This is a genomic window from Paenibacillus plantarum (assembly GCF_013141695.1).
Taxonomy (GTDB): Bacteria; Bacillota; Bacilli; order Paenibacillales; family NBRC-103111; genus Paenibacillus_E; species Paenibacillus_E plantarum.
Window position 1 is genome coordinate 1 of the sequence record NZ_WHNY01000058.1, and the last position, 1292, is coordinate 1292.

General features: G+C 45.8%; 1 protein-coding gene. It reads right to left on the reverse strand.

What is annotated here, in order from left to right:
• Nucleotides 1-102 precede the first annotated feature (102 nt).
• Entirely contained in the window at nt 103-1269 is a 1167-nt protein-coding gene (locus GC096_RS17645; protein ID WP_171631978.1) for an IS110 family RNA-guided transposase, read from the reverse strand.
• Nucleotides 1270-1292 lie beyond the last annotated feature (23 nt).

Consider the following 1292-nt stretch of genomic DNA (forward strand, 5'->3'; position numbering starts at 1 on the left):
GTCAAGCGTAACTGTCTTGGTACCTAAAAGAATATTTGTTATAATGTTTAAGGAAATGACAAATAAACCTCCATTGGCGTGGAAGTTTATGGAATTTATTGGTTATATGCGATATGGCTCGCCTCGGGTGAGGATGGCATAGACGTGATGGAGGAGCTTGTTGGCGCAAGCGATCACGGCCACCTTGTAGGGCTTGCCCTCTTTCTTTTTCTTGTCATAATAGGCCTTAATCCGCTCATTTTTCCCTTTGCGCAAACCACATTGCACAGCTAAATATAATGCCCGCCTTAAACGTTTGGAACCTCGTTTGGTGATCTTACTGCTTGAAGCCGAGAACTTTCCTGAACTAAAAACACTAGGATCGAGTCCTGCGAAAGCGACAAGCTGTTTAGCATGTAAAAATTGTGTAGCATCACCGATTTCGGCGACCAATGCGGCAGCCAATTTATCACCAACACCCGGGATTGTTTTAAGAAGAGCCACTTCTGGGATCATCGCGACCGTTTCCTCGATCTGCTGCTCCAAGTGCTCCAGTTGCTCTTGGAAACCAAGCAATAAGCCTAACATACTTTGTAAAGCTATCGTTTGTGCTGGGCTTCGTCCTTCGATTGGAGCAATACTCTGAAGTTGTGCTAGCTTCTCCTGGATCCAGATTTGACTATGTGACCTTTGTACGGTTTCCCGAATTGTTTCCTCTGTAATCACCATACCGCTTAAATATTGCTGCAAAACGCGCATTGCTGTTTGGGTATACAAGTCATAGAACACACCTTCGTAGGCAGGAAAGACTTGGTCAAGCAACGCCCGCATGTTTAGCTTTGCTTGCACATACATAGCTGTTACGAACTCATGCTGTCTGGTGAGATGCTGGAGTTCTAAAAGCTGCTCGTCTCCTTTACGATGAGGCTTAACATCGCCACGGTAGTACATCTCAGCTAAGTGCCATGCATCCGCAGCATCTGTTTTTACCTTCCGCAGTTGCGTGCCTTTTGCTCGTTTGGATTGTAGTGGATTAATTACCATGTGGCTGAACCCACTTCGGTCCATGTAAGCCACGAGTCCCCGATGGTAATGCCCAGTTGCTTCTAAAACCACTACCGGTTCTTTCCCCGTTTTCTGACGAAGTTCTCCAAGCCATTCTCCAAACTCTTTAAATCCTTCCTCCGTGTGCGCGATACTTTTCGATTTCCCTACCACTTCATTTCGCGAAGTGAACGCTTGAGCCACACTCGTTCCTTTCGATACATCCAATCCCACAACTGGTTCCATTTCACCATTCCTTAAACTAGTTT